Consider the following 23,463-nt stretch of genomic DNA (forward strand, 5'->3'; position numbering starts at 1 on the left):
AGTTAAGGGAGTGGACTTAGTCCGACCTAGACGAAAGTAACAGAACACACGTTTACTATGTCGGTCGAAGTGTTTTATGAGGAGGAACTGTGATGACAGGATTGAAGGATCGGCAGAGACTGGCGCTCTATGTAGCGCTTGGCCTCTCCGCAGGAAGCGGGCTCATGCTCGACGCATCGACGGCGTATGCAAATCCTTTGGACATTCCGGTGGATAATGCGCAGTACGCGAACGGCGTCGATATGGGGGCAACTAACGGTAATAAACTCACCATCGGTGCGACAAGCGGTGACACAACAGATAATGCCACACCGATGGAGCACCCTGTCATTGGCAAGGATATTATCGGCGGCAGTGGAGAAAATGCGTACGCGAATGAGATCATTATCGAAAGCATCAAGGCTGTCGATGCGGACTATGGTCGTGTCTACGGCGCGCATGCGGCAGGGACAGTCGAAGGTAACAGCATCAAGTTTAATGGCGGCGTGGTCAATGAGCTGATCGGTGCAGAGAGCACTTCAACCGGTACTGCGGGCACACATGGTGCACAGCGCAATACGGTTACTGTCACGGGCAATGGTACGGTTCACGGCAATGTGACCGGCGGTATCGGCGGTACGTATTCCAGTGTCAATCACAACACAGTATCGATTTCAGGCAGCAGGATTGAAGGTCAGGTCAACGGCGGTGCGGGCGGCGATAATGCCGTTGTCACCGGCAACGAGGTTAGAATTTCGGGTGGCAATCTGACGACGGTCAACGGTGGTATCGGCAAGAACGGCTCGACGGTCAACGATAATACCGTCACCGTTACGGGCGGTACCTTTGGAACGGGCAGCAGGATTGTCGGCGGCGAAACGGGAGCGACCTCCACAAAATCGAATGCGAATAAGATCATCCTCGGCTCGGAGGAGGGGGCGTATACGGCAGATCTGGCGCACACTGAAATCTGGGGCTCCCGTTACGATACGGTTGGTGTGATTGCAGGAAGTGACGTCGACGAGCGCATCAAGGAAAATACGCTCACCGTCAACGCACAGAATGTCACCGTCGATAAGGTACGCAACTTCGAGAAGTATAAGTTCAACCTCAATAAGGGCGTGGCGAGGGCTGCGTCCATGCTGACCGTTGCGGACGCCGATGGTTTTGGCACAGGAGCAAATGTGCAGTGGAATGACATTCAGCTCGATGTGTCGGGGTGGGAGGATAAGCCAACAGACCTCGGCAGTAAATACTATGGCAAGAATGACCTGACGCTTCTCAAGACATCGGACAACAATCGCCATCTTACTATTCATAACACTAAGGCTGAGTCACTGACACGCACGGGTGTGAGCGGCGACTTTGAGTATCATCTTGCGACGGATAACTCTGCCGCTGCCACTGCGGCGAACGGGCCTGTTTCGGTTGCGAAGGTAACGGCGGCGGTCAACCGTGTCCAGAATGCCAAGGCATTTTATGACGGGGAAAATGTCGATGGTCATGTTGTGCGCGGCGGCTATTCTGAATTCAGTCCCGCTGAGAAGGACAAGATCTACCATGTGACCAATAACAGACTGACCGTGTCACATCTCCCAACTGGTGGATTGGATGCCGCTTACGGTGGTGAGGTTGCAGGACTCGCGGGCAGTGTGCTGGAGAATGCTCTTTATATTAGGAACACGGATGACAAGACTATACCCACCCCGAACCATGAGACATTGACGAATGCTTACGGCGGTGCAATTACGAAATCTGCAAATGCAGGTGATGTGAAGCACAATGGTGTGAGTGTCAGTGGTGGAAAGGTTCAGAATGCCTATGGCGGGTATACTGTCGGAAATGGCACGGTAGCGGATAACCGTGTCTTCCTGAGAGGCGGTACCGTACAGAATGCCTACGGCGGCAAATCTGACAGGAACGGTACCGTAATCGACAACGTGGTTTCGGTCATGGGCGGCGGTACGGTATCAGATGCCTATGGCGCCTATGCTTCGGGAGCTGCGGCACTCACACACAACAGCGTCTTGATTGACGGCGGAACCGCGAAGGGGACGACCTACGGTGCAAAGTCCACGAGCGGGGATGTGGATAAAAACGAGGTGTTTGTGCGCAGCGGCTCGGCAGCGCATATTGTCGGAGCAGACAGTGCGACGGGGAAAGTCAGCAACAGTCGCGTCATGATTGCCGGCGGCACGGTCGGAACGGCCATGACACGCGGCACAATCACGGGGGCCCAGAGCGCGGATGGACGCGTTACAGACAACGGCGTAACGATGACAGGCGGTGTCCTTCATGCCAATGTCTATGCGGCAAAAACGACAGGAAACGGCACGGCACAGCGGAACTTTATCAGTCTCGGTGACGACGACCATCGTGATTTGACGGCTACAGCGACGACTGACTTCTCCAATGCAAATCTTTACGGAGCAGACCTACATAGCACAGCGACATCCTCCGGAAACAATGACCTGAAGGTCTACGCCAAGAACGTTGCGGTGCATCTTGTTAGCGGGTTTGATAACTATCGCTTCGATATTGCGCGCGGCATCACGGACGGCGCGAAGATGCTGACGGTTACGCAGGACGGATTTGGAAGCGCAATTGACGGCAGACAGATCAAAATTGAAAACAAAGAGAAACTCATGGAGAAGGGGAATCCCGGTGGGCGAATTACCCTTGTTCAAGGGAATTCATTGAATCCCTTGAAGTTCACCAATAACACCAATAAGCGTGTTGATTTGACGAATCAAGATGGCTATAAGAACATCGAGTATGTTCTTGAGCTTTCGCCGGATACGTTGGATGAGACGACAGAGGCAGGCGTATCGAAGGCTGAGGCTCTGCTTCTGACCTATGCCAAGTTCAAGGACAATGTCTGGAACTATGATGCCACGCAGGATCCCAGCGAGAGAAATGAGATATTCGGCGGTATTTCCTATTACAAGAATGATACCGACAATAATAACCTCACGGTAGATGGGATCAAGAAGGATCTGGAAGCGGCATACGGCGGCAAGACCAACGGCCTGGCAAATGCGACGAACAACCATGTCGTCATAAACAGAACCAACTACAATGTGCCCGGCCTAGGAAAGATCAAAAAGGTTATCGGTGGTTATACACAAGCACCGTACACGGTCAGCAATAATGTTGAGACGGCAGGTGTCGCCGCAGAAAATGAAGCTGTTGTCTACGATGGAACAGTGTCCGAAGGTCTTTATGGTGGCTACACTAAGGGCAATAAGGGCAAGGCACGGAGCAACAAGGCGATCGTTGGCGGCGGCAGCGTCGCGAATGTCTATGGCGGCATCGCCACAGAGAATGGCGGCGAGGCGACCGAGAACAAAGCCGAGATCTATGGCGGCACGGTGACGAATGTCTACGGCGGTGCTGTGGGCAAGGTGGATGCGGCGGCGACGAAGAACAAAGTTCAGGTGCGCGGCGGCACGGTGACGGGCGAGATCGCAGGCGCACGTGCCGTATACGATACGACACCTACGGCAACGCATACGCTCTCGAACGGAAATAATGTAATGCTCGGCTCGGAGGAGCCGACCCGCGCGTTGGACATGAACGTTGCAGGTGCGTCCATCTACGGGACGGACTACCGTGACGTGACATCGGGCGTGGCAGGAACACCAGAGCTGACCTTTGACAGCGCCAGTGACCAGATCAAAGATAACGAGCTGATCGTCACGACGACGGGAGTATCTGCGAAGAAGGTTCGCAATTTCGATTCGTATACCTTTGTCCTCGGCGACAATTTCGAGAATAAAGATACGATGCTCACGCTCACCGAGGCGGGCGGATTTGGTACAGTTTCGAACGCAGCATCGAATCCTGCTGTGAAGGTTGATTGGGGGAAGGTCAAGGCAAATACCTCCAAGCTGACTGATCGGCGCGGTGGGGGCATCCACGGCAGAAATAACTTCACACTGATGCAGGAAGCCGTACCGGGAACAACGATCTCCTATCCCAATGATCTTGCCTTCGCGAACTATACAGATACGGCAGGGATCGCGGAGATCGACCGCGTCTACGAGAAAAAGATGACGGCAGATGTCGCACCCGCTGCAGGTTCGACGGATACGTCAGCAAACAAGGTACTGCTTGAGCTGAACCGTTTCCGCAACGATGAAGTGACCCATAAAGGAACGGAGGCGCAGGCGCCCACCGAGGTATACGGCGGCTACTCCGGCTACGATCATACGGAGAGGGACAAGGACGGGCATGATATCACTGTCGGCACAACAACCGAGAGCAATATACTGAACATCGAGGGCATCGCCAACGGAACAACGCTCAAGGCGTATGGTGGCTATACAGGAGGCGCACACGGCGGCTCGAAGGACAACACCGTTCATATCAATCTGGAGGAGCTGCCGGGCAACGTGGCATCGGGCGATCTTGACTCCGTCTATGGCGGCTATGCAGAAGGTGCGAACGCAGGAGCAGTAAGCGGGAATATCGTGACCTTCTCCCAGGGCGCAACACTCCATGATCTGATGGGCGGTTATCTTAAGAGCACAACGAGCACGTCGGATGTCTCAGGGAATAAGGTGTTCATCGCGGGCGGCGAGTTCAACAATGCTGTCGCCATGGATCCTGCCCCACGCATTTACGGCGGTGCTACGGATGGCTCCGGTACGGCAACCCGGAACGTTCTGCAGATCACGGGCGGGACGATAGGCAATGCAACACATGCAGCGGATGTCGTCGGCGGACGCTCGGCGACGGGGGCGGCAGAGGAGAATCATGTCGTCCTCGGCGCTGCTGAGCCGGGGGCAACACCCACTGCACCGGCGCTGAAGGGCAATGTAACGGGCGGATACGGCGCGACGGCAACAGACAATACTGTCGAGATTCTTGCGGGCACGCTTACTGGCTCGGTCTACGGCGGCTATGCAACGACGGCAGGAACACCGGCAACGACGGGGGCATCGCCGACGGCGGAGGTCTCTGCTCTGCGCAACAATAAGGTAACGCTTCGTGACGGCGTCACTGTTACGGGCAATGTCTACGGCGGCTATGCTGCGGCGGATGCGTCGAACATGACGGCAGCGACGGACAGCAATACCATTAACCTCTATAAGGCGGTCATCGGCGGTACGATCTACGGCGGCATGGCACAGGATGCAGCGGGACGTGATGTTGTCAGCGGCAAGAATAATACGCTCGCAGTCCATGGATACGACTCCAAGGCTGGCGATTTTGCAGGGGTACAGAACCTCAACTTCTACCTGCCGGAGGATGTTAAGAATGATCCGCTGAATGATGTCAATGCACCGACCATGCTGAAACTTACCAACGTGACGAATGTCGATGCAAATGGCAAGAAGGATCTCAGCAATATCAAGGTCGGTGTGGAGCTTGATGCACGTCGCGCAGTACTGCACAGCGGTGATAATATCAGCCTGATGACAGCGTACAATGCGAATACACCGGTGGAGCTTACGCCGGATCATCTGATCAAAGCACTGGCAGAGGGACATCAGGATGCTCTGAGGTATAAATTCGAGCTCGTTACTGTGCCGGCGGCAGATGCTGTGGCAGTTCCAACAACGACAGGCGGAACTGCTGCGGTGAACAACAAGCTGATTGCAAAGGTCACCGAGGCTGCACTTGACCCGCAGACTAAGTCTCTCGTCGAGACACGTGCGGCATCAATGGCGTTCATCAACAGTGGATCCGATCTCCTGACGGACGCTGCGATGACGGCAGCGATGGAGGCTGCGGCAACACCTGCCTCTGAGTCGCAGGCAGGACGCGCCCGTGTCGACGGAACACCGAAGGAGTACGGTATGTGGGCGGTGCAGAACGTCTCGTCCATGCGCCTCAATTCCGGCTCGCATGTCGATGCAAAGGGCTGGGGCCTCAATCTCGGCTTTGCAAAGCAGCGTGTGTCGGGACGCAATACGCTCACGTATGGCCCGTTCGTCGAGTATGGAAAGGGCTCGTACGACTCCTATCTGGACGACGGTCTGCACGGCAGCGGCGACATGGACTATCTCGGCGTGGGCGTTATGGCGAAGTCGCAGAGCCAAAACGGTGCGTACGTTGAGGGCAGTGTCCGCGTCGGCCGCGTAAAGAGCGACTATGCAGGGACAATTGCAGATACGCATCGGACGTACGACAGCAGCAGCACCTACTACGCCGGCCATCTCGGTGTCGGGCAGGAGAAGCAGCTGAAGAACGGCAATACGATTGATACGTACGCGAAGTATTTCTTTGCCCATCAGGGTGGGGATACGGTGCGTCTCAGCAACGGTGCTGTCTACGACTTCGATGCGGCGAATTCGCATCGCATCCGCTTCGGTACGCGCTACACCTCGAAGAAGGGCGACGCATCGTTCTACACAGGGCTTGCCTATGAGTACGAGTTCGGCGATGATTTTGCGGCATCCTATCAGGGCTACAATACGCCAAGCCCGAGCCTTACGGGCGGCACGGGCATCCTTGAGTTGGGCTATCGCTTTACCCCTCAGAACGGCCGTGCAACGTACGGTATCCAGCTGATGGGTATGACGGGCAAGCGTCGGGGCGTTTCCGGCGGTGTCCAGATGCACTGGGCGTTCTAATACGTTAAACAATATCGACACAATAAACGAGGGCCGTGATACGATTCCGTATCACGGCCCTCGTTGTTGACCATTCCTTCTTTACTGTGCCGCCGCTTCCTTTTGATAGAGTGCGGTGAGCGCATCCTGCAGCACCTTGGAGACGTTGAGTTTTTTCTGCTCGGCGAAGGTGTTCAGCCATGCGGGGATGGTGAGATTCTTGCGGATGGATTTACTGCCGTACTTGGCGGCATAGGCATCCATATCGAGGGAGAGGAGGCTGACGAACCCCTCACCCATCTCGGGATCGGGGTGAATGTCCTCAATGTGGCTCGCGGGCGGAGCGCTTTTCCCGTCCTCCAGCTCGCCGAGCACCCAGCCCGATGCTGCGTCCTCGCCCATTGCGATTGCCTCGGAGAGACTTGCACCCTCACTGACACAGCCGGGGAGATCGGGGACAACGACACAGAAGCCGGGGTTCACTTCACAGGGATAAAAAATGGCAGGATAGACCAGATTCATAACAATGCCTCCTCACTTTAATCCTGCACTGCGCAGGACAGATCTGACGGTCTTGGGATCGAGGTCGCCTGGGTGATTCGGTATCGTGATTTTTCCCGGCTTATCATCATGTATATATTGCATATGTGAGCCGTTCGAATTTTTGAGATACCAACCATTCTTTTTTATCAGACGCTCAAGTTCGATAAATTGCATCTCATCACCTCTATCTCATTATATGTATCGTGCGCATTTCTGTCCAGAATAAATTTCTGCCCCTCTGTTGCGCGTATGAGAGAATCGTTCTATAATAAGATGCGTCCTTCACTGGGACAAAAGATTTGAATACGAGGTGATATGCGTGAGTGATACATACAGTGTTGCCATCAGCTATGGCGACGTTCTCGGTTGGATTGACTATGACGGCAGTGCACGATGTGCGGAGGTTCATCTTGCCGATGAGAAGGGGCGTACGGCGGTGGAGGAGTTCCTCGCCAAAGACCATGAGGTCGAGGTACCGCACAAGACGCTGATGGACTTTACGAAGGAAACGATCACGCCGCTCGCGGACAAAGAGAGCCTGACGCTCGCGCTGACGCGCCTGTGGAATGATACGGGCGTACAGGTGGACTGGTCGCGGCCGGTGGACTACGTGAAGGAACATCCGCATTACTAATCGGCTGTAGATTCTATGCCGTCGGGGGACGGCGAGGGAGGAAATATGATTCGCATTGGTATTCTGGGCTATGGCAATCTCGGACGCGGCGTGGAGTACGCCGTTGAGGCAAATCCTGACATGGAGCTGGCCGCTGTATTTACGCGGCGCGATCCCGCGTCGGTGAAGCCGCGCACGCAGGTGCCGGTGGTGGCGGCCTCGAAGGCGGCAGAGTGGAAGGACAAGGTGGATGTGCTCATTCTCTGCGGCGGCTCGGCGACCGATCTTCCGAAGCAGACACCGGAGTTCGCGAAGTTTTTCAACGTGGTGGACAGCTTTGATACGCACGCCAATATCCCGACGCACTATGCGGCGGTGGATGCGGCGGCAAAGGCGGCAGGGCACGTCGGTGTGATCTCGGTCGGCTGGGATCCCGGCATGTTCTCCCTCGCACGCGTCTATGCGAATGCGGTGCTCACGAACGGTGCGGACTACACGTTCTGGGGGCGCGGTGTCAGCCAGGGGCACTCGGATGCGATCCGCCGCATCCCGGGGGTGAGGGATGCCAAGCAGTACACCGTTCCTGTCCCGGCGGCACTCGAGGCCGTGCGCAGCGGCTCGAATCCGGTGCTCACGACGCGCGAAAAGCATACGCGTGAGTGCTATGTCGTACTCGAGGAGGGCGCGGATGCGGCAGCGGTCGAGAAGGCGATCGTGACGATGCCGAACTATTTCTCGGACTATGACACGACGGTGCACTTCATCAGCGAGGAAGAGCTGCAGCGCGACCATGCAGGGCTTGCACACGGCGGGTTCGTCATCCGCTCGGGCGCGACGGGGGAGAACAATGCGCATAAGCATGTGATCGAGTTCAGCCTGAAGCTCGATTCGAACCCCGAGTTCACGGCGTGCGTCCTCGCTGCATACGCGCGTGCGGCATACCGTCTCGCCGCTGAGGGCGCAAAGGGGTGCAGGACCGTGCTCGATATCGCGCCGTGCTATCTCACGGTGCAGACGGATGCGGAGCTGCGCAAGGCGCTGCTGTAAAATTCAATTGGTTTGTTTCGGTGTCTCGTGCAGCTTTGTACGGGGCACTTTTGCATCGGTACTGCGGTGTTCGCAGAAAGGAGGTGCAGTCATGGGACTGCTCCGTAAATTTTTCAGCAATACGGGAAAACCTCAGGGGACGATGGGAAAAATCGTCGTCGCTATGATGAATCGTGGACATGCGGGGATTGCAGCGTGGGGATTTTCGCATCTTGATCTGCAAGGGAGCGAGCAGGTGCTTGACTGCGGCTGCGGCGGCGGTGCAAACATCGCCGTATTCCTGCGGATGGTGGACGAGGGACATGTGACGGGGCTGGACTATTCGTCCGTCTCTGTGGAGAAGGCGCGTGAGGTCAACCATGCGGCGATTGCGGCGGGACGCTGTGAAATCGTGCAGGGAAATGTGCAGGAACTGCCGTTTGATGACAGTCAGTTCGATGTTGTGACGGCGTTCGAGACGGTATATTTCTGGCCGGAGATTGCACGCTGCTTTGCACAGGTGCACCGCGTACTGAAGCCCGGCGGTATGTTTATGATTACAAATGAGACGAGCGGAAAGACGAAGAGCCATGAGAAGTGGCTGAAGATTGTCGACGGCATGTCCGTCTATACCGGCGAGAAACTCGAAAGCCTGCTCAGGGGCGCGGGATTTGCGCGCGTGGAGATCGACGAGGATTTGGCGCATGACCGTCTGAACGTTCGGGCGTATAAGGCGTAATAATCGTTTCGACATCATAAAAGCGTCCTGTGATCGGCGGGACGCTTTTTCTGTTTCGCCGAAGAGATTTTTCTGCTATAGTAGAGAGAGCAATTTGATGAGAAAGGAGCCCTACTATGGCGATTACACCGCCGACGCCGCCGACACCGCCGACGCCGCCGAAGATCACGCTCGGCGACGCGGCGCGCGACGCGCAGTCGAATACGACGCATACGACAGGAGACGCGCAGGCGGAGCAGCAGGCGCGTGACTCAGTCGCGCAGGGGAACGGTGCGCTCTCCAAGACGACGACGGGCGCACCGCAGGACGGCAAGGCTCAGCAGGGCAAGACGGGGAATGCGGGCGCGCGTTCCGATGCGGCGAAGGGCGATCACGTCAGTACGTCTGCGTCGCGTGTTGACCACGGCACGAAGGCGGATGGACAGACGGGCGCAGATGTCGCGAACGGGCTGGATATGGCGCAGGAGAATGCGGCACTCAAGCAGCAGCTCAGCCAGACGGGGGCTGAGCCGCCGCCAAAGTCCTATACGGCGACGAGCGGTGTCTACTGGGCAGGGATGATCGTCCTCGCGGCAGCGGTCGGGGCGTTTCTCTTTTTCCGTTTCTTTCGGAAAAAGGGGGATGCGCAGGCGGCAGAGCCGTCGCTTGGCGAGCGCATTCTCGCTCATGAGAGTGAGCCGCAGGCACCGCCGCCGCGCGCTCATGAGGATCTCCTCGCAGCGGCAGAACGGGCACGGCAGAGACGTACGCCGCAGGGCGAACTTCTCCCCGAGTACACGGGGCTGACGGCAGGCGAGGTGCTGGAACGACTGGCGGAGGAGGAGCACGCTGCACCTGCGGCCGCCCCGCCGCCCGTACGTGTGCCGAAGCCGCCGCGCCGTGTACCATCCGCGCGCCCTTCGGCGGCAAAGCCCAACCTACCTGCCGCCCCACCCAAGGAACTGCGCATGCCGCCGGCCGCGCCCGCCCCGAAGGCTGGGCAGACGGGGGAGGCGCCTGCGGAGGAGAATGCGCCGCATTTTGAAGTGCGGGTATGAAAAAGCTGCGCGCATTGTATTCACGCGCCCGATATGCTCCACGCGGAAAAATCTATTGACAAATGGAGGCGTGAAGGAGATAATAAAGGAGTTTTCCCGAAAAAAATGTGCTGAGGAAGGAGGCGGATGACCATGAAACATGTGCTGTCCGTCTTTGTCGCGAACCAGACGGGGGTTCTGGTGCGTGTTGTCAGCATGTTCTCGCGGCGCGAGTTCAACATCGACAGTCTGGCTGTCGGTGTGACGGAGTCGCCGGATTTCTCACGCATCACGGTGGTGATGCACGGGGATGGGAATATCGTCGAGCAGATGATCAAGCAGCTGGAGAAGATGCCCGTCGTGCGGGCTGTCCAGCGTCTGGACGAAAAAAATGCGGCGTGCCGTGGCATGACGCTCATCAAGGTGCGTGCGGGTGATGAGAATCGCCTCGATGTGCTGAAGATGGGCGAGCTGTTCCGCGCACATGTCGTCGATGTGGAGTCCTCCTCGATCATCTTTGAGATCACGGGCGGTGATGACAAAGTGACGGCATTTCTGAAGGTGCTGAAACCCTACGGCATTGTCGAGGTCATCCGCACGGGGCTCATCGCGCTCGAACGAGGAGAACACACCATATATGAACACTGTGAGGAGAGGGAGTACTATGGCAAAAACTTACTATGACCAGGATGTCAACTGGAGTGCAATCGAGGGCAAGACGATTGCGATCATCGGCTATGGCAGTCAGGGTCATGCGCATGCACTGAACCTCAAGGAGAGCGGCCTCGACGTCGTTGTTGGTCTCTACGCTGGCTCGAAGTCCAAGGCGAAGGCTGAGGCACATGGTCTGAAGGTCACGTCGGTTGCCGATGCGGTGAAGCAGGCGGATGTCACGATGGTCCTCATCCCTGATGAGAAGCAGGCGGATGTCTACAAGGAAGAGATCGGCCCGAACCTCAAGAAGGGCAGTGCGCTTGCCTTTGCTCACGGCTTCAACATCCATTTCAAGCAGATCGTTCCGCCCGAGGGCGTCGATGTGTTCATGGTTGCGCCGAAGGGACCCGGTCACCTCGTCCGCCGCACGTTCGAGGAGGGCTCGGGCGTTCCGGCTGTATTCGCTGTCGAGAAGGACGAGACGGGCAAGTGCTTCGATCTCGCGCTCGCCTATGCACGCGGCCTTGGTGCGACGCGTTCTGGTGTGCTCCAGACGACGTTCCGCGATGAGACGGAGGAGGATCTGTTCGGTGAGCAGTGCGTCCTCATGGGCGGTGTCTGCCAGCTGATGCAGACGGGCTTTGAGGTGCTCGTCGAGGCGGGCTATCCGCCCGAGATGGCATACTTCGAGTGCTTCCATGAGATGAAGCTCATCGTCGATCTCTGCTATGAGGGCGGCATGACGAAGATGCGTCAGTCCTGCTCCGATACGGCAGAGTACGGCGACTACATGATTGGACCGCGCATCATCACCGAGGAGACGAAGAAGGAGATGAAGAAGGTTCTGAAGGAGATCCAGGATGGTACGTTCGCGCGCAACTGGCTTCTCGAGAACCGTGCTGCCGGCCGTGCGAACTTCCTCGCACAGCGTCGTCTCCACAAGGAGCATCAGATCGAGCAGGTCGGTGCACAGCTGCGCAATATGATGCCGTGGCTGCGTGACAAGAAAGAGCTCAATTTCTAAACGATACACGTATTTTATGAAAAAGAAGTCTTTCTGCGCAGAGAGACTTCTTTTTTCAAAGGAGCGCTTTTTCCTGTCTGCTCCACTAGGATTCGCTTAGAGGTGCATGGCAGGGAATGATTGCCATATCGTAATTTCAGGAGGGCTATATGGGCATGAACATGAGCGAGAAGATTCTCGCACGCCATGCGGGGCTTGATCATGTGGAGCCGGGGCAGCTGGTTGTCTGCCAGCTCGACATGGTGCTCGCAAACGATGTGACGGGTCCCCCGTCCATCAAGGAGTTTGAAAAGACGGGACGCCCTGTCTTTGATCGGACGAAGATCGCGCTGATTCCTGACCATTTTCAGCCGGCGAAGGACATCAAGTCCGCCGAGCTGGCGAAGATCATGCGCGATTTTGCGCGCAAACATGACATCCTGCACTACTACGAGCAGGGGCGCGTGGGGATTGAGCACGTTATCCTGCCCGAGCGCGGCATCGTTGAGCCGGGCATGCTCACGATCGGCGCGGACTCGCACACCTGTACCTACGGTGCGGTGAACGGGTTCTCGACGGGCGTCGGCACGACGGATCTCGCGGTTGGGATGGCAACGGGCGAGGCATGGTTCAAGGTGCCCGAGGCGATCAATGTCCACCTGACGGGGAAGAAGCCGCAGGACATCAGCGGCAAGGATGTCATCCTCACGCTCATCGGCATGATCGGCGTGGATGGTGCGCTCTACAAGAGCCTTGAGTTCACAGGCGAGGGCACTGCGTCGCTCTCCATGACCGACCGCCTGACGATTGCCAATATGGCGATTGAGGCGGGGGCGAAGAACGGCATTTTCCCGTATGACGATGTATGCAGGGCGTACGTCGAGGGACGCATGACAAAGCCGTTCGAGCCCGTGGCTGCCGATGCTGATGCACGCTATGCGCAGACGGTGGAGATCGACCTCAGCGCACTGCGTCCCGTCGTCTCGTTCCCGCATCTGCCCGAAAATACGAAGCGCGTCATGGATATCGCGTCGCCCATCGCCATCGATCAGGTCGTGATCGGCTCGTGCACGAACGGACGCCTTGAGGATATGGAGATTGCGGCGTCCATTCTGAAGGGGCACAAGGTGCATGAGCGCGTGCGCTGCATCGTGATTCCGGGCTCGCCGTACGTCTATGAGGAGTCGATGAAGCGCGGCTATCTGGCAATCTTCATGGAGGCGGGGGCGGCGATCTCGACGCCGACCTGCGGCCCGTGTCTCGGCGGCTATATGGGGATCCTCGCGGCAGGCGAGCGGTGCGTCTCGACGACGAACCGCAATTTCCGCGGGCGCATGGGTCATGTGGACAGCGAGGTCTATCTCGCGGGGCCGCACGTCGCGGCGGCGAGTGCAATACTGGGGCGGATTGCCGCTCCCGAGGAGGTGGCGTGATGTTCGAGGGCAAGGTCTGGCGCTACGGCGATAACATCGACACGGATGTCATCATCCCTGCACGCTATCTCAACACGTTCGAGCCGAAGGCGCTCGCGGCACACTGCATGGAGGCCATCGACACGACGTTCGCGGGCAGTGTGCAGCAGGGCGATATCATGGTCGGCGGAAAGAATTTCGGCTGCGGCTCCTCGCGTGAGCATGCCCCAATTGCCATTGCGGCATCGGGCATTCCCGTCGTGATTGCGGCAAGCTTTGCGCGCATCTTCTACCGCAACGGCATCAATATCGGTCTGCCGCTTCTCGAGATCGGCGATGATGTGGAGAAGATCCGCGCGGGCGACCGTCTGCGTGTCGATACGGAGACGGGAACAATTGAAAATCTGACGACGGGCGATACGTTCCATGCGCATCCTCTGCCGGGCTTTGTGCAGGATATTGCGCGTGCGGGCGGACTGCTGAACTATATCAGGGAGAACGGGGGATTCCGTCATGGGGTATAAGATTGCGGTCGTCCCGGGCGACGGCATCGGGCAGGAGATCACGAGTGAGGCGGTACGCGTCCTGAAGGCTGTCGATGCGAAGTTCTCACTCGGACTTTCCTATGAGACGCGCGATGCGGGCGGCACGGCGTACGATGCATACGGTACACCGCTGCCCGAGGATACGCTCGCCGTCTGCAAGGCATCGGACGGCGTGCTCTTCGGCGCGGTCGGCGGGACGAAGTGGGACGCGGTGGAGCCTGCACTGCGCCCTGAACGTGCCATCCTCGGTCTGCGCAAGGGCCTCGGTCTCTATGCGAATCTGCGTCCGGTCAAGGTGGCGGATGCGCTCATCGAGCACTCGCCGCTGAAGCCCGATCTCGTGCGTGGTGTCGATCTCGTCATTGTGCGCGAGCTGATCGGCGGCATTTATTTCGGCGAGAAGTGCGAGTCGGAGCAGGTGGACGGCGCAGAGCGTGCGTGGGATATGGAGAACTACTCTGTGCCCGAGGTGGAGCGCATCGCACGCCTTGCGTTCGAGACAGCGCGTCTCAGACGCTCCAAGGTCACGTCCGTGGACAAGGCAAACGTACTGGCAACGTCGCGGCTCTGGCGGCGTACGGTGGCGGCACTGGCAAAGGAGTACGCAGATGTGGAGCTCGATCATCTCTACGTCGACAACTGCGCCATGCAGCTTGCCGTGCGCCCAACACAGTTCGATGTCGTCGTGACGGGCAATCTCTTTGGTGATATTCTCTCCGATGAGGCGGCGGTGATCGGCGGCTCGATCGGTCTCATGCCGTCGGCGTCGATCGGGACGGGCACGAGTCTCTTTGAGCCGATTCACGGCAGTGCCCCCGACATCGCAGGGCAGGGGCTTGCAAACCCGCTCGGGACGATCCTCTCGGCGGCGATGCTGTTGCGCTATGCGCTCCATGAGGAGGAAGCGGCCGCCGCCATCGAGGCGGCGGTGGATGCGGCACTCGCCGATGGGATGCGGACGGCGGATATCTACCTCGCGGGTACGGGCTGCACGAAGGTCGGTACGCAGGAAATGACCGATGCGGTGCTCAGACGCCTATAAGGTGCTTCCCTATCGGCACGGTGCGCTGCTTCTCTGATATGCTGTAAACGGTTCCCCTGCCGCGGGGGCGTTGTCAATGCCAACAAAAATGCTGTACGAAGTGTTTTGATTTCGTACAGCATTTTTTATTTTATTCTACCGCCGGATGCCCCTTCCTCACATACCGCCACCGCACGAAGGCGGCGAGGATGAGGAGAATCGTGCCCGAGGTCGGGAAGAGGTAGTGCATTCCAAGGTACGTCGCGACGGCGCCGCCGAGCAGCGGCCCAGCGGCAGAGCCAATCTGCTGGGCGGAGAAGAGCAGCCCGAAGACGCTTCCCTTGAGCTGCGCGGGCGTATGCTGAGCGATGACGGCGTTCAGCGAGGGCTGAATCCCGGCGAGGAAGAGCCCCACGCCGAACTGCATGACGGCAAAGGGAACGAGGGTGTCGGGGATGCCCTGCAGGATGAACATGCCTCCCGCGCACAGCATGGCGAGGAACATCGCGCTGAAATAGCCGCGCCGTGTGCCGTAGATCCCCCAGAGCGGCGCGGAGATCGCTCCTGCGATGCCGCCGAGAGAGAATACTGCGCCCGCGACAAAGACGATGTTGTCCATCGCGCCCGCGAGCACCTTGATGTAGGTTGTCAGGACGGGCATGAGAATGTAGAGCACCACCTGCGCGAGCGTACTCACGATCATCATCGTACGCAGGATGGGGATATGCCAGAGGTGCATCGGATTTTTTTCCTCTGCTGTAAGCGGTGCGGTCTCTTTCGGCATCGGCGGTTCTTTGATGATAAACGTAAAGGCAAGAAAGTTGATGAAGAGTGCCAGACCGCCGATATAGAAGCTCGTGCGCATCCCGAACAGCTCCGCGAGGACACCGCCGAGCAGAGGCCCGACGACACCGCCCGCCGTGAGCGTGCCCTGCATGATGCCGAGGGAGAAACCGAGCCGCTCCTGCGGCGCGTAGAGCGTCATGATCGCAAGATCCATCGGCCAGAGTCCTGCGGCAAAGCCCTGAAAAAGGCGCACGATGATGAGCTGCTCGGGGGACGTGACGAGTCCGCCGAGCAGATAGCTGATCGCGATGAGAAGGCTCGCGCGCATGGCCATGAGACGCTTTCCCTTGCGGTCGGCGATACGACCCCAGATTGGAGCCATGACCGCGGAGACGAAAAAAGTCACCGAGAACGCAAGTCCTGACCAGAGATTCACGGAGGCATCGTCCACACCAAGTTCGTTCGTCAGATACATCGGCAGGAACGGAATGATCATCGTATAGCTTGCGGACATGAAGAGCACGTTGCATGTGAGCAGCGCGAGTACCACTTTCCAGTTCATGACAAACCCTTTCTCTTTATCGTGTTTCTCTTATCATTCTACCACGTTTCATTGAAAAAGTAAGCGATGAATATAGGACTAAATACCCTTAAACATTGATTTTCACGCGCCATTGTGCTATGATTGAAAAACGACGTGACGATATCAAAAAATCTAAACTACTGCAACACCATCTGCCGCGCGTCACTTACGGCAGATAATTTTCGAAAGTAAGGGTTGTCATGAAACACATCGTCGTAGATTTGGAAATGAATCCCGTGGGGAAGGAATACCGGGATGTTCGCAGGAAATTGAACGGAGAAATCATCGAGATCGGCGCGGTGCGCCTGAATGAGGATTTTGTGCAGGAGGACGAATTTCAGTGCTATGTCTGTCCTGAGTATGGGATGGTAAAGAAGCACATCACCGAGCTGACGGGCATCACCCAGGAGAAGGTCGCAGGGCATCCCGCGTTCGCCGACAGCTTTCACGCATTCGTTGCGTGGATCGGCGAGGCAGAGACGAAGATCTACTCGTGGAGCATGTCCGACATCAAGCAGCTGCGCAAGGAGTGCCGTCTGAAGCTGCCGGACTTTGACGTCACGTGGCTCGATACACGCTGGGTTGACCTCCAGCAGGAGTTTGACGACCGCCTCGGGCTCCACAACAGCCTCGCACTGAAGCATGCGCTCGGTGCGATGGGGCGCAAGTTTGAGGGGAGTCAGCACTCCGCGCTTGCCGACGCCGTCAATACGAGCGCCGTCCTCGCGCTCATGCAGGACGATGCAAAGTTCCGCGAGACCATGCGCCCCGTCCTCGAGATCCTAGAGCCGAGCGACGGCCTCTCGGACTCGATCGGCGAGCTGTTCCCCGATCTGGAAAAATTGAAACGAAATCTGTGATGAATGCCGTACGCACTTGCGTGCGGTTTTTTATTAAAAGTATCACGGACGAGACGGCACAGATGAAATTATCAGTGATTCCATCGTGGACGAAGTGAGCGTAAGATGATATAATTTTAGGTATATTAAAATATTGCCTTGTGTATAATTTTTGGATAACAGCAAGGAGGGCTGGTCGCGTGATGAACCAAGAGAATCAGACGAAGAGAATCGCCGCTGTACTACTGGCAGGCGGTGTCTTCCTTTGCGGTGTGAGTGCACATGCCGCGGTGCAGGAGGATCGGAATGCCCAGCGTGAGATCGAGCGTTCCGAGGCGGATGTTCGTCGCATGGCGGAGGAGCGCACACCTCAGATCGATCTGCATCGGGAGAATGTTCGTGTCAGCAGCATTGCAGTGACGGGATCGCTCGATCTGTCGCAGGAAAAGATTCTTTCCCTTCTGCCGGAGCTGAAGCACGAGAATGTCAACATCAAGAAGCTTTCCGCACAGATTCAGACGGTAAACGATACGGGCGCGTTGGTCTTTGTCACGGAGTTTACGCCTGACGGGACGGGCGCGTATCGCGTGCTGATTCATGCGGATGCGCAGGACAGCGATCATTTCCGTCTGGGCATCAACAATACCGGGACGAAGTATACGGGCCAGCTGCGTTCCTCACTGACCTATGTGAACAACAATATCTCAGGGAGTGCGGATACGCTCGGCATCTCGGTCGTCACCTCACCGGGACACTTCTCGGATGTCAAGACGGGGGCAATCGCCTATCGGAAGCTGCTGCCGGAGATGGGCGGCGAGGTCTCTCTGCAGGCGAGTTACGGCAACGTCCGCATTGACGATCTGAATCCCTATGATGGACTGATTGATATGGATTTGGCGGGCAGGAGTTTTGGTCTGGATCTGCACTATCGTCAGTTCCTCACCTATACGTCGCGCGAGAAAAACATCCTTGACTTTGGCGTCGGCTATCGAAAGATGCGCAGTGAGTACGGCTTTAGTTTCAGCGGTACGCCGATCAACTACCGCAATGATTACCGTGTGTTGCTGGCATCCATTGACTACAGCCATGCACAGCGCAAGGAGAACAGCTCGTTCGGCTATCATGTCGGGCTGGCGGCAAACGTGAACGGGGACGAGGAGTCGTATCGTCGGATCACGCCGGGCAGCGATGAGCAGTTCCTGCTGCTGCGCGCGGGGATGAACTATCAGACGCGCAGCAAGAGCGACTGGATCACGGGGCTCAGCCTGCAGGGGCAGTATACGGGACAGCACATTATCTCCGCTGAGCAGATCGGCGCGGGCGGTGCAATGAGTGTACGGGGCTTTGATGAGCGCGCGATGAGTGCGGACAAGGGCGTCGTCGGAAAGATCGAGATCTATACGCCGGAGGTCGCAAAGGGGACGCGCTTCCTCGCGTTTACGGACTACGCATGGCTATGGAACAATACGAATGACCGCAGCGTCGGATTCGATCACGATACGATCGGCTCCGTTGGTCTTGGCGTCCGCTATACGAATCCGCGCAGCGGGCTCGCCCTCGCGCTGGACTACGCACATATCATCAAGCAGGCAAGCAAGGTCGATCTGGGCGTACTGCGCCAGAACCGCCGTCCGTGGAATTTCTCGGCGAGCATGAGTTTCTGAGGGAATCGCTGAACGGATCAGTGTTTCCCCAAGACAGGGGAGAGAAAGGAATGGTCTGCATGCATACAAAGTGGAAGAAGAACCTGCGCCGGAGCTCGCTCACGGTGCTCATCACGCTCGCACTTACCGGCTCGGCATTCGCCATGCCGTCGGATGGGGCGATCGAGCAGGGGAATGTCGCCGTCAGCGAGGGGAATCTCGCGAATGTCGGGAATGGTGCGACAATCAGCACACAGGCGAACAGCATCATCAACTGGAACGATTTCAGCATCGGTGCAGGAGAGACGCTGAACTTCAATACGGCGGCGGGGGCTCTTCTCAACCGCGTGACGAGCGATAAGGTGTCCGAGCTCCTCGGTACGATGACCCAGACGGGTGCAAATCCGCTCTTTGTCGTCAATCCGAACGGCATCCATATCGGCGGCAATGCGACGATTGACGCGGCGAACATCACACTCTCCACGCTTGCGATGAGTACGGCGGATTTTAATAACGCCGCAAGTGGGCGAAACTATGCGCTGGCGCAAAGCGACAAGGGAGTAAAGGCGGTCACGATTGACGGCGGCGCGAAGATCGGTGTCGGAAATACGCTGAACATCTACGGCGGCAAGGTCGTGGTCGCCGATGGTGTAATCTTTAATCCGTCGGACAAGAAGACTGCGTCTAAACAGTATGCGCTGATCGTCGCAGGGGATCATGCGGCGATGTGGATGGACCCAAAGGACGGGGAGACGCAGCCCGTGCGCCTCACGACGACAAAGGATAATACGGCGGAGTTCCATGGGACGATGAACATCCAACGCAATGCCGATATTCGTGTGGTCGGCTCGTCAGTGAAGATGGACAAGGCGGTTGTCAGTACTTACGGAAAATTTGAGGCGATAGCGGCCAAGCAGATGGGTTTTAACGGCAATGCCTATCGTGAGGACGCAGATGCGTCGAATGTTCTTGCAGCGGACAATTTTACGGGAACTAGTGGAGAATATAGTCTCTCAGGCGGAAAGGTCGATCTGAAGAACAGTTCGATCACGGGCAGCAAGATCGAGATTCGCGGGGAAAAGGACTATCAGCAGACCGGTGATATGGATCGTGGAAATGCTGTGTCTGAGCATCGTGCCGAACTTGACAACACGGTGACCCTCGACAATGTCAACCTGAATCAACAGGGGGGCGGCGACGATGCATGGTTCTATATCAACGGCGGCAAGACCGATATCAAGAACAATTCGGAGATCGCCTCGACGGTCACAGGAAATATCTCCGCCGCGCAGTATGTCAAGCGCAGCCAGGGAGTGAAGAATGGCTCCAAGACCACGGAATTTGACTGGCAGACCACAAAGGATAATGCGCTCACTGTCGATGGCGGAAAATTGACGGGAAATACCCAAGCGGGCGATGATTCGTTCACTCTGGTCGGTTCGACAGTGGCGCTCAATGATGTTGAAATTGATGCTTCTGGCAGCTTTAATGCTGTGGCTGCACAGCGTAGGGCTAGCAATGCAAATCAGAGTGGGGCCGCTGCAGCAGCCGGAAATGCCGTGCGTATGAACGGGCCGCATATCGAAGCGAATAATATACATGTCCTCGGCGGCAATGTGCAGCTGAAGGATGCCGACCTCCACGCCCAAAAATATGCCATGATCGAAGCTCTTCAGACATGGTCACGGACGAAGGACAGGGATACACGGACGGCAACAGTGGACAATGTCCTCCATATCGATCATACGAAGCTTCGCGTTGACAAATGGCTTGCTACGGACAGTGGGACGACCAATATCGTCAATGGCTCAGAGATCACAGGCGGGACGCTGCGTTTGGGTGCTCTGTACAGCTATGATGATACGGACAGCGGCAAGGTGTTCAATGTTACGAAAGAGAACCAGATCAACGTCTGGAATTCGACCATCAACGGGGATGATGTTGGTTTTTCTGCGGGTGCAGTCGGTGTATGGAAGGGTAGTACGGTTGATGCGAACAATCCAATCTACACGAACGGTCCGACGCATACGGACGGTTCGGTGCTTATCCTTGCGCGTGATACAGACTCCCATGTGCGCGTGAATGGGAAAGGGGAGCAGGGCTTTGAAGAGGTGAGCACCGTTCCCGCCGTTCCCAGTGCGCCTGCCATTCCTGATGTTCCTGTCTCGCCGATGCCGGCACTCTCGGCGGCTGGCGGCGGCTCGGCAAGTGATGCGGAGAACATGGCGACTGGTGCGAATGCGGCACGTGAGGCACTCTCGGCGAGTAAGCACAGCGTCGAACGGCGCGAGAACCTCGAGGCTCAGATTCGTGAGCTGAGCCGGCGCAGTCCGGATGGACGCGCCTCGATCGGCATCGTCGCAGGTGCGATCCAGGCGATTGCCGAGGCATCGGACATCTCCAATGAAGAAAAATTCGTTCTGATGGAGACGGCGATCCATTCCGATGATACGACGCATCGGATGGCTATGACACAGGATCAGACGACCGTCGTCGCGACAAAGGATGCGATTGATGTTGCGACGTATGTCGAGAATCCGACGCAGGCACTGGATATGAAGCAGGCGGCGGAAGCCGTTAGATTTACGGACGAGGGTTGATCCCTCACACAAAAAAGCCGCCCGATTGGGCGGCTTTTGTCGTGTCGTTTGGTGGAGATGAGGAGAATCGAACTCCTGTCCGAAGATAACGTCACATGGATTTCTCCGAGCGCAGTCTGTGCTTTGTTTTAGGTTCGGCGTCCCCCGCAGACAGGGTGCGCTGTTCCGATCACGATGAAGTTTCCGTGAGAGTTATCGTGCGGTGGCTCTCAGGTATCCCGCGTTTGACCCCTGTCTCCATCCGTGCGGGAGGCAGACGGAAAGGGGCTGGCTTAAGCCGCCAGAGCGTAGTCTTCGTTTGCTTTTATGTTTAAATAAAAGTTTCACCTTACTGACGGGATGATGACCCCCCGGCTCGCTGTCCACATGCCATCCATCCCCGTCGAGACCATTACATCCCCGATAATGGAAGCTGTGCGCTTATTCATACTATAACAAAAGGCGGATATGTTGTCAAATCCTGTTTTTTCTTGCATGTTCGTAATTTTTTTAGTATCATGTACGAGAAGAAGCAATCGGAATTGTTGGACGGTACGCTGTTTTGTTCGTCCGTTCATGGAGGTTTACGCTTGCAAAAACAGAAAACACTGGCGTCACGGGTGGCCTACGATGGGGTCGGACTGCATTCGGGACAACCGGTCCACATGGAGCTCGCACCGGCACCGCCGGGGGCGGGGATCCTGTTTGCGCGCGCCGATATGCCCGACGCACCGCCTGTGGCGGCGACGGCAGCACATGTGACGGCGACGATGCGTGCGACGACAATTGGCGCAGGGGCACTAAAGTTCTTTACGATTGAGCATCTGATGAGCGCCCTGCACGTGCATGGAATCGACAACTGCCGCGTGACGCTCGATGCGGAGGAGCCGCCCGTCGCCGACGGCAGCGCGCGTGCGTTCTTTGCGCTGATCGCGCGTGCCGGGAGCGTTGAGCAGGATGCTGTGCGGCAGGAGACGGTGATTGACCGGGTCTACCGCGTGGACGACGGCAGCCACTTTGTCATGGCACTGCCGTATGACGGACTGCGCGTTTCGTTTACCTCGCTGAATGAGCATCCACTCATCGGGGTACAGTACTATGATATCGAGGTGACGCCCGCTGCCTATGAGCGCGAGATTGCGCCGGCACGGACGATTGCCTATGAAAAGGAGATTGCGGCACTGCGTGCGCATGGTCTGGGGCTGGGCGGCTCGCTGGAGACGGTGATCGTCTACAACGACGAGGGATGGATGAACCCGCTGAACTTTCCCAACGAGCTGGTGCGCCATAAGATTCTCGATGTAATCGGGGATATTCGTCTGGCAGGTATGGTTCGCGGGCATATCATCGCCGTTGCCTCGGGGCACGCACTGAATACCGCGCTGGCAAAAGAGATTGCAGGGGAGAGGGATCAAGCATGACGTTGGATATCAATGAGATTCAAAAGATTTTGCCGCATCGTCCGCCGATGCTCCTTGTGGATCGGATCATCGAGCTGGAGCCGTTCAAGTCGGCAACGGGCATCAAGTGTGTGACGATGAACGAGCCGTTTTTTCTCGGACATTTCCCGGGGCATCCGATTATGCCGGGTGTTCTCCTGCTCGAAGGAATGGCGCAGGTCGGCGGGGTGACAATGCTTTATCCTGAGGAACATCGCGGCAAGATTGCACTCTTCGGCGGGATGGAGAATGTAAAGTTCAAGCGTCCCGTCGTTCCCGGTGATGTGGTCGTGACAAAGGCGGAGCTGGTGCGTGTGCGCGGCGTGTTTGGCGTGCTTCATGCAGATGCGTACGTCGGAGAGGATCTTGTCGCATCGGCAGACTTCAAGTTTGCTCTGAAAAACGGCGAAGACATTTGACTGAGCGTCATGATGACAGGATAAACGGACATAATTCACGATAAAACGCGAAATCCGGCGATAA

The 23,463-nt window shown here is 57.1% G+C and carries 18 protein-coding genes and 1 other RNA gene; 15 read left to right on the top strand and 4 right to left on the bottom strand.

Annotation, left to right across the window (positions count from 1 at the left end; genetic code table 11):
- The first annotated feature begins 92 nt into the window (after positions 1-92).
- Complete coding sequence (locus ADJ74_RS06130) at positions 93-6,560, top strand: autotransporter outer membrane beta-barrel domain-containing protein (RefSeq protein WP_050342736.1); 6,468 nt, start codon at positions 93-95, stop codon at positions 6,558-6,560.
- Between the two features lie 81 nt (positions 6,561-6,641).
- On the opposite strand, the gene ADJ74_RS06135 is transcribed toward ADJ74_RS06130, so the two are convergent.
- Positions 6,642-7,061, bottom strand: coding sequence for a type II toxin-antitoxin system HicB family antitoxin (locus ADJ74_RS06135; protein ID WP_050342737.1), 420 nt, complete (start codon positions 7,059-7,061; stop codon positions 6,642-6,644).
- 12 nt (positions 7,062-7,073) lie between these two features.
- Positions 7,074-7,256, bottom strand: coding sequence for a type II toxin-antitoxin system HicA family toxin (locus tag ADJ74_RS06140; RefSeq protein ID WP_050342738.1), 183 nt, complete (start codon positions 7,254-7,256; stop codon positions 7,074-7,076).
- 145 nt (positions 7,257-7,401) lie between these two features.
- On the opposite strand from ADJ74_RS06140, the gene ADJ74_RS06145 reads away from it, so the two are divergent.
- The 9 genes from ADJ74_RS06145 (at position 7,402) to leuB (ending at position 15,132) form a co-directional block, all read left to right on the top strand.
- Positions 7,402-7,716, top strand: a complete 315-nt coding sequence (locus ADJ74_RS06145; protein WP_006690187.1) for a hypothetical protein — start codon at positions 7,402-7,404, stop codon at positions 7,714-7,716.
- Between the two features lie 45 nt (positions 7,717-7,761).
- On the top strand, positions 7,762-8,742 hold the full coding sequence (locus ADJ74_RS06150; RefSeq protein ID WP_050342739.1) for a diaminopimelate dehydrogenase: 981 nt from the start codon (positions 7,762-7,764) through the stop codon (positions 8,740-8,742).
- Positions 8,743-8,833: 91 nt separating this feature from the next.
- Entirely contained in the window at positions 8,834-9,460 is a 627-nt protein-coding gene (locus ADJ74_RS06155; protein WP_050342741.1) for a class I SAM-dependent methyltransferase, read from the top strand.
- A 116-nt stretch (positions 9,461-9,576) separates the two neighbouring features.
- Positions 9,577-10,497, top strand: a complete 921-nt coding sequence (locus ADJ74_RS06160) for a hypothetical protein (protein ID WP_050342744.1) — start codon at positions 9,577-9,579, stop codon at positions 10,495-10,497.
- A 132-nt stretch (positions 10,498-10,629) separates the two neighbouring features.
- A complete protein-coding gene (gene ilvN / locus ADJ74_RS06165; RefSeq protein ID WP_050344231.1) occupies positions 10,630-11,160 on the top strand; it encodes an acetolactate synthase small subunit in 531 nt (176 codons plus the stop codon).
- The gene (ilvC, locus tag ADJ74_RS06170; protein ID WP_006690182.1) at positions 11,141-12,154 is read left to right on the top strand and encodes a ketol-acid reductoisomerase; all 1,014 of its coding nucleotides are present in this window, start codon (positions 11,141-11,143) and stop codon (positions 12,152-12,154) included. Before ilvN ends, ilvC begins: the two co-directional genes overlap by 20 nt.
- 149 nt (positions 12,155-12,303) lie before the next feature.
- Positions 12,304-13,566 carry a 3-isopropylmalate dehydratase large subunit gene (leuC, locus tag ADJ74_RS06175; protein ID WP_050342746.1) on the top strand — a complete coding sequence of 421 codons (1,263 nt, stop codon included), beginning with the start codon at positions 12,304-12,306 and terminating at the stop codon, positions 13,564-13,566.
- Entirely contained in the window at positions 13,566-14,069 is a 504-nt protein-coding gene (locus ADJ74_RS06180) for a 3-isopropylmalate dehydratase small subunit (protein ID WP_050342747.1), read from the top strand. The genes leuC and ADJ74_RS06180 overlap by 1 nt, the downstream gene beginning before the upstream one ends.
- Positions 14,059-15,132, top strand: a complete 1,074-nt coding sequence (leuB, locus tag ADJ74_RS06185; protein WP_050342748.1) for a 3-isopropylmalate dehydrogenase — start codon at positions 14,059-14,061, stop codon at positions 15,130-15,132. The genes ADJ74_RS06180 and leuB overlap by 11 nt, the downstream gene beginning before the upstream one ends.
- 130 nt (positions 15,133-15,262) lie before the next feature.
- Here the strand turns inward: leuB and ADJ74_RS06190 are convergent, their stop codons facing one another.
- On the bottom strand, positions 15,263-16,459 hold the full coding sequence (locus tag ADJ74_RS06190) for an MFS transporter (RefSeq protein WP_050342750.1): 1,197 nt from the start codon (positions 16,457-16,459) through the stop codon (positions 15,263-15,265).
- 221 nt (positions 16,460-16,680) lie between these two features.
- Here ADJ74_RS06190 and ADJ74_RS06195 point away from each other — a divergent pair, with 221 nt between their 5' ends.
- The 3 genes from ADJ74_RS06195 to ADJ74_RS06205 all read left to right on the top strand — a co-directional run bounded on the left by ADJ74_RS06195 (position 16,681) and on the right by ADJ74_RS06205 (position 21,562).
- Positions 16,681-17,340 (top strand): 3'-5' exonuclease, encoded by a 660-nt coding sequence (locus tag ADJ74_RS06195; RefSeq protein ID WP_050342752.1) that lies wholly within the window; start codon positions 16,681-16,683, stop codon positions 17,338-17,340.
- Between the two features lie 182 nt (positions 17,341-17,522).
- On the top strand, positions 17,523-18,983 hold the full coding sequence (locus tag ADJ74_RS06200) for a ShlB/FhaC/HecB family hemolysin secretion/activation protein (protein ID WP_050342754.1): 1,461 nt from the start codon (positions 17,523-17,525) through the stop codon (positions 18,981-18,983).
- Positions 18,984-19,033: 50 nt separating this feature from the next.
- Positions 19,034-21,562: a filamentous hemagglutinin N-terminal domain-containing protein gene (locus ADJ74_RS06205; RefSeq protein ID WP_050342758.1), complete on the top strand. Its 2,529-nt coding sequence runs from the start codon at positions 19,034-19,036 to the stop codon at positions 21,560-21,562.
- Between the two features lie 49 nt (positions 21,563-21,611).
- Here ADJ74_RS06205 and ssrA read toward each other — a convergent pair.
- Positions 21,612-21,963, bottom strand: a transfer-messenger RNA (tmRNA) gene (ssrA, locus tag ADJ74_RS11005).
- A 168-nt stretch (positions 21,964-22,131) separates the two neighbouring features.
- Here ssrA and lpxC point away from each other — a divergent pair.
- Both lpxC and fabZ read left to right on the top strand, forming a co-directional pair.
- Entirely contained in the window at positions 22,132-22,962 is an 831-nt protein-coding gene (lpxC, locus tag ADJ74_RS06210; protein ID WP_172664518.1) for a UDP-3-O-acyl-N-acetylglucosamine deacetylase, read from the top strand.
- On the top strand, positions 22,959-23,399 hold the full coding sequence (fabZ, locus tag ADJ74_RS06215; RefSeq protein ID WP_006690175.1) for a 3-hydroxyacyl-ACP dehydratase FabZ: 441 nt from the start codon (positions 22,959-22,961) through the stop codon (positions 23,397-23,399). Before lpxC ends, fabZ begins: the two co-directional genes overlap by 4 nt.
- Positions 23,400-23,463 lie beyond the last annotated feature (64 nt).

This window comes from Selenomonas sp. oral taxon 478 (assembly GCF_001189555.1).
Lineage (GTDB): Bacteria > Bacillota > Negativicutes > Selenomonadales > Selenomonadaceae > Centipeda > Centipeda felix.